Annotated in this window: 6 protein-coding genes; 4 read left to right on the top strand and 2 right to left on the bottom strand. The window is 63.5% G+C overall.

From position 1 onward, the window contains the following. The first annotated feature begins 117 nt into the window (after positions 1-117). Together mce and ACN50D_RS31140 are read left to right on the top strand one after the other, a co-directional pair. On the top strand, positions 118-591 hold the full coding sequence (gene mce, locus ACN50D_RS31145; RefSeq protein ID WP_007733251.1) for a methylmalonyl-CoA epimerase: 474 nt from the start codon (positions 118-120) through the stop codon (positions 589-591). Positions 592-631: 40 nt separating this feature from the next. Then, entirely contained in the window at positions 632-1,690 is a 1,059-nt protein-coding gene (locus ACN50D_RS31140; protein ID WP_007733248.1) for a hypothetical protein, read from the top strand. 7 nt (positions 1,691-1,697) lie between these two features. Here the strand turns inward: ACN50D_RS31140 and ACN50D_RS31135 are convergent, their stop codons facing one another. Next, positions 1,698-2,042 (bottom strand): ATP/GTP-binding protein, encoded by a 345-nt coding sequence (locus tag ACN50D_RS31135; RefSeq protein WP_081305424.1) that lies wholly within the window; start codon positions 2,040-2,042, stop codon positions 1,698-1,700. 19 nt (positions 2,043-2,061) lie between these two features. Next, positions 2,062-2,736 (bottom strand): endonuclease NucS, encoded by a 675-nt coding sequence (nucS, locus tag ACN50D_RS31130; protein ID WP_003945160.1) that lies wholly within the window; start codon positions 2,734-2,736, stop codon positions 2,062-2,064. A gap of 42 nt (positions 2,737-2,778) precedes the next feature. Here nucS and ACN50D_RS31125 point away from each other — a divergent pair, with 42 nt between their 5' ends. Both ACN50D_RS31125 and ACN50D_RS31120 read left to right on the top strand, forming a co-directional pair. Further along, positions 2,779-4,371 (top strand): adenylate/guanylate cyclase domain-containing protein, encoded by a 1,593-nt coding sequence (locus ACN50D_RS31125; protein WP_212634187.1) that lies wholly within the window; start codon positions 2,779-2,781, stop codon positions 4,369-4,371. A gap of 142 nt (positions 4,372-4,513) precedes the next feature. Next, a complete protein-coding gene (locus tag ACN50D_RS31120; RefSeq protein ID WP_073513829.1) occupies positions 4,514-5,140 on the top strand; it encodes a dihydrofolate reductase family protein in 627 nt (208 codons plus the stop codon). Positions 5,141-5,381: the final 241 nt, after the last annotated feature.

Raw genomic sequence — 5,381 nt, 5'->3', positions numbered from 1 at the left:
AACTGGTCACGATTTCCTCCGGCTGCAAAAGAGAGATAGTCGTCGGTTCCGTGCGGCCTAAGAGCCAAGTCACATCCCGACGTGTACTCCTCAAACGGTAGCGCTACCGTGAAAGGTATGACACAGACCTCCCCCAGTTCTGCACTCGCACCTTTGTCGTCCGACCTCGTCGTCGCGATCGATCACGTCGGAATCGCGGTGCCCGATCTCGACGTGGCAATCGAGTGGTACACGCAGCACCTGGGCATGGTGTCGACCCACGAGGAAATCAACGAATCGCAGGGCGTGCGTGAGGCCATGCTCTCCGTCGTCGGCTCCCCCGCCGGATCCACTGCCGTTCAGCTGCTCGCGCCTCTGGACGAGAACTCGACCATCGCCAAGTTCATCGACCGAAGCGGCCCCGGCCTCCAGCAGCTCGCCTACCGGGTCACCGACATCGACGCCATCTCCGCCGAACTTCGCGACCGCGGGGTTCGGTTGCTGTACGACGCTCCCCGACGCGGTACGGCCAACTCGCGCATCAACTTCATTCACCCGAAGGACGCCGGCGGCGTCCTGGTGGAACTGGTCGAACCCGACGCGAGCCACTAGCAGACCCGACTCCAGCTCGTATGCCAGGTAGATTGTCGCCATGGCATACGAGCAGGACCGCGGTTCGATCCAACTTCCGTTCCAGATCGCACGGAAGGGATACGACCGCGACGAGGTACGCAACTACTTCGAGCGATTCGACGCGGAGCTGCGAGTTACCGCGGCTGATCGTGATGCTGCCGCTGCGCAGGCCCGTGACCTCGCCAAGCAGCTCGACGATGCACGCGACGACATCGACGACCTCCGCAAGGACGTCGACCGCCTCTCGGTACCGCCCACCACTGCGGAGGGCATGAGCGATCGCATCAGCCGCATGCTGCGCCTTGCCTCCGACGAGGCCTCGGAGGTGCGCGCGAAGGCCGAGGCCGACGCAGCCGAGATGACCTCCATCGCCGAACAGGACGGCGCCCGCCTTCGTGGTCACTACGAGTCGCTGATCGCCGAACTCGAGGACCGTCGCAACGCGATGGAAACCATGCACGAGCAGACCATGGCGCAGGCCCGTACCGAAGCCGCCCGGATCGTCGAAGCCGCGCAGGCCGAGCGGGATCGACTGGCTGCCGAGTCCGAGGCCAAGCGCACTCAGATCCGCGAAGACTTCGACATCTCGATGTCGGAGCGCCGCGCCAAGGTCGTCGCCGCCGTCAACGAGCTGGAGTCGTCGAGCAAAGCAGAGGCCGAGCGTCGACTCGCCGATGCGTCGCACGAGGCTCAGCGCAGGCTGCAGGCCGCCACTGATCAGTCCGAGCGCAAGATCGCTCACGCGAAGGAACTCACCGAAGAACTGCGCGTTCTCCGAGGCCGAATCCTGGCTCAGCTCTTGGGCATTCGCGGACAACTCGATTCGGTTCCGGCCATGCTCGCATCGGTCAACCGGGAGAGCGAACTCCTCGATGCACCGCCCGCTCCGGTCATCGTCGAAGCCGAGGAAGATCTCGAGATCGAAGACAAGAAGGCCGACGCAGATAAGGTCGACGCAGATCCGGTCAAATCAGAACCGAGTATCGACGAAGACGACGTTCTCGAGGACTCGGACGAGACGAACACCGCCGAGATCGACACCCGCGCCGTCGAGCAGCGAGCCCAGTCCAGGAACTGATCGACGCTCAGGACCACCGTCTGGTCAGGCTGCGCGTACCGCGGCCTGACCAGCATCCGGTATGCCAGTGTCGACGCTCGTTCGCGCCGCCCGGTTCCGAAGGCCACGTCACCACGTGAGCGACGCCGGGTCTGATGTCGTGATCACAACCGGGGCATCGATAGAACTTCGTCGCGTTGGAGCCGGGTATCGGCCTCACCATGTACATTTCACCGCCCGGCCCGGGTTCCTGCCGGACCAGCGCTCCGCCGAACAACACGCCGCTTGGTGACGCCGACTCCGCGCTCGAATCCCGAGCACGCCGAGTATCCGTTCGACGGGTTTGCTTCGGCGAAGGTTTGCGGCGCGGCATGGTTCGAGTCTAAACAGCGTCAGAAGAGACGGAACTCGGTGCTTTCGGTGCCCCGCAAGGCCTCGTAGTCAAGGACCAGGCAACGGATCCCACGGTCGTTGGCCAAAGTCTTTGCCTGCGGCTTGATCTGTTGCGCTGCAAAAACTCCCGTGACCGGCGCGAGCAGCGGATCGCGGTTGAGCAACTCGAGGTAGCGCGTCAACTGCTCGACGCCGTCGATCTCGCCGCGACGCTTGATCTCCACCGCCACCGATGCACCGTCCGCGTCTCGGACCAGAAGATCGACCGGCCCGATGGCCGTCATGTACTCACGTCGCACCAACGTGTAGCCGGGGCCGAGTGTCTCGACATGCTCCGCCAGAAGTTCTTGAAGGTGTGCCTCGACACCGTCCTTGATCAATCCCGGATCGAGACCGAGTTCATACGACGAATCGTGCTCGACCTCTTCGAGAGTGATCCGGAGTTCCTCGCCTGCCTTGTTGGTGACGACCCACAGGATGTCGTCGCTGTCCCCGGTGGTCTCGACCAACCAGCACGGCGGACTCATCCAGTTGAGCGGCTTGTACGCCCGATCGTCGGCATGGATACTGACCGAGCCGTCGGCTTTGACCAACAGCAGTCGTCTTGCGGTAGGGAGGTGGGAGGTCAGGCGTCCCACATAGTCGACACGGCAACGAGCAATAACTAGGCGCACCGGACCACCCTAAGCGATCATTACGACTACTCTCGACACACTATGCAGCGAAGCCGTGTCCCGAGTGCGCCCCTGGGGTCGTGGCTGCTCGGATCCACCGACGAAAGCCCCAGGCGCCGCCGAATCCGTGTCCAGGCACTACTCACCGCGCCCCTCCTGGTCACAAACCTGATCGGAGCGGTACTGGCGATCGTGCTCATCGGATTCGTGGTTCCCGGACCCGAGATCATCCACCCCGAATTCGCATGGATCAACTTCATTGCCGTGCCCGTCTTCATCGGGTGTGTCTTTCTCATCGGACTGCTGTGGGGCACCAAACGGCTGATGCGGGATCTTCGATGGGCCACCGAGGATCACCCACCGACAGAGCAGAATCAACGCGCGGCGCTGCGCGGGCCGTGGCGACTGACCCGAGTGCAAGCCGTCCTGTGGACGGCCGCGCTCATCACCTTCACGACCATGTACGGAATCGTCGACCCCGACACTATTCCGAAAGTTCTGTTCACCGTGGCTTTCAGCGGTATCACCACGTGCGCTTTCTGCTACCTGCTCAGCGAGTTCGCACTCCGCCCGATTGCTGCGCGTGCACTCGAATCCGGAGCACCCCGCAAGGCTGCCGTTCTCGGACTGACCGGCCGGACAATCCTCGTCTGGCTGCTCGGAAGCGGAGTCCCCGTCACCGGCTTGATGCTCGTGGCGGTCTTCAGCTTCATCCGGCCTGCATCGTGGCAAGCCCTCGCGATCGCCATCCTCGTCATTGGCGGAATCACCCTGTGCGTCGGACTCGGGCTGACATACATCAACATTCGGTCCGCCGCGGCCCCCATTCGGTCCGTGCGACGAGGAATGGAACAAGTCACCCGTGGCGACCTCACCGCGTCCGTCGTCGTGTACGACGGAACGGAACTGGGACTACTGCAGGCCGGCTTCAATCGCATGGCCGAGGGTCTGCGCGAGCGAGAGCGAATACGCGACCTCTTCGGGCGCCACGTCGGACACGAGGTTGCCGCAAACGCGGTTCGCCGAAACCCGGAACTCGGCGGTGAAGAACGTGACGTTGCCGTACTCTTCGTCGACGTCATCGGATCGACCACCATCGCGGCCACCAACTCCCCTACGGCGGTGGTCGCTCTACTCAACCGTTTCTTCGACGTCATAGTCGACGAGGTCGACGCACACGGCGGATTCGTCAACAAGTTCGAGGGCGACGCAGCGCTGGCGATCTTCGGAGCGCCGACGACACTCGACGATCACGCCGGCAGCGCACTCGCCGCTGCCCGCAAGATTCAGCAGCGCCTGCGTGCCGAGGTTCCGGAAGTGAGCGCGGGAATCGGCGTCGCCGCAGGTGTTGCCGTAGCCGGGAACGTCGGTGCGCGAGAAAGATTCGAGTACACCGTCATCGGTGATCCCGTCAACGAAGCGGCGCGACTGTCCGAAGTTGCCAAGACGGTTCCGGGTAACGTCGCCGCATCCGGACGGGCTGTGGCTGCCGCTGACAGCGCCGAGGCTGCACAGTGGTCGATCACCGAGAGCATCACCCTTCGCGGCCGCCTCGAACAGACCGAGCTCGCGATTCCGTGCGACGCCCTAAAGTCCGAGACCAGCCCGTCAGACTCCGTGCCGGTTCAGCCCTGACCCCAACACCCCCCCTGAGCGAACGGCACGTTCGGTCGGTCCAAGGCGATCAACGCCACGTTCGCTCGATGACTTTCCCGCTTCTCGACGGTCTATATCGGCACAGCGAAAATCCGACGACGCCTGGGAGATGGGTACGACTATGAAACTGACGACCTTTACCATCGTCACTCTCGACGGGGTGATGCAAGGACTCGGTGGGCCGGACGAAGATCGCCGTGGCGGATTCGAGCGGGGCGGCTGGTCCGCGCCATTGGTGGACACCGAAGCCATGGACTATCTCGTCCAGGTCTACCAGCGAGCTGACGCGTTCCTGTTCGGGCGACACACGTACGAGATCTTCGCCGGCTATTGGGGCGCGTTCGAGAATCCCGACGTCAACCCCATTGCAAGCGCCCTGAATTCGCGGCCCAAGTATCTTGCCTCGACAACGGTCACCGATCCGCAATGGAAGAACACCACGGCCCTTTCAGGTGACACCGCCACAGCTCTCGGCGCACTGAAAGCCAGACCCGGCGGTGAGCTTCAGGTGCACGGCAGTGGCAACCTGTGCCGCTGGCTTCTCGCGAACGATCTGGTCGACGAGATGATCCTGCTGATCGTTCCGGTGGTGGTAGGCCAGGGCACACGACTGTTTCCCGACACCGGACCGGACATCGCACTCGAGCTGGCCGAATCGCGAGCCACATCAAAGGGCGTGACGATTCAGAGGTATCTGCCGGCTGGCCGGCCGAAGTATGCGACTGCCACCGCCGACGGCATCGACTGATCCGGGCAAAGCGCCTGTCGTCCTCAGTCGTGTTCCCGCCCCTGATGGTGTGAACGTACCGTTCCCCTCGTTGGAGGCGGTGAGAGTACCGTTCACTCGATGCGGGGATGCCGGCGGGGATGCTCCCCCCTTCGATCGTGCGAACGGTGCGTTCGGTCGATCTGAGGCGACGAAAGGGCCGTTCGCTCGAAGTCGGGGGCCGGCGGGGGTGTTTTGGGTACGAGAAAGCCCCCCAACCATC

This window comes from Rhodococcus sp. SB1D (assembly GCF_048573875.1).
GTDB classification, from domain to species: domain Bacteria; phylum Actinomycetota; class Actinomycetes; order Mycobacteriales; family Mycobacteriaceae; genus Rhodococcus_F; species Rhodococcus_F qingshengii.
Note: the sequence above shows the minus strand (reverse complement) of the source record. Positions and strands in the feature narration are given on the sequence as shown.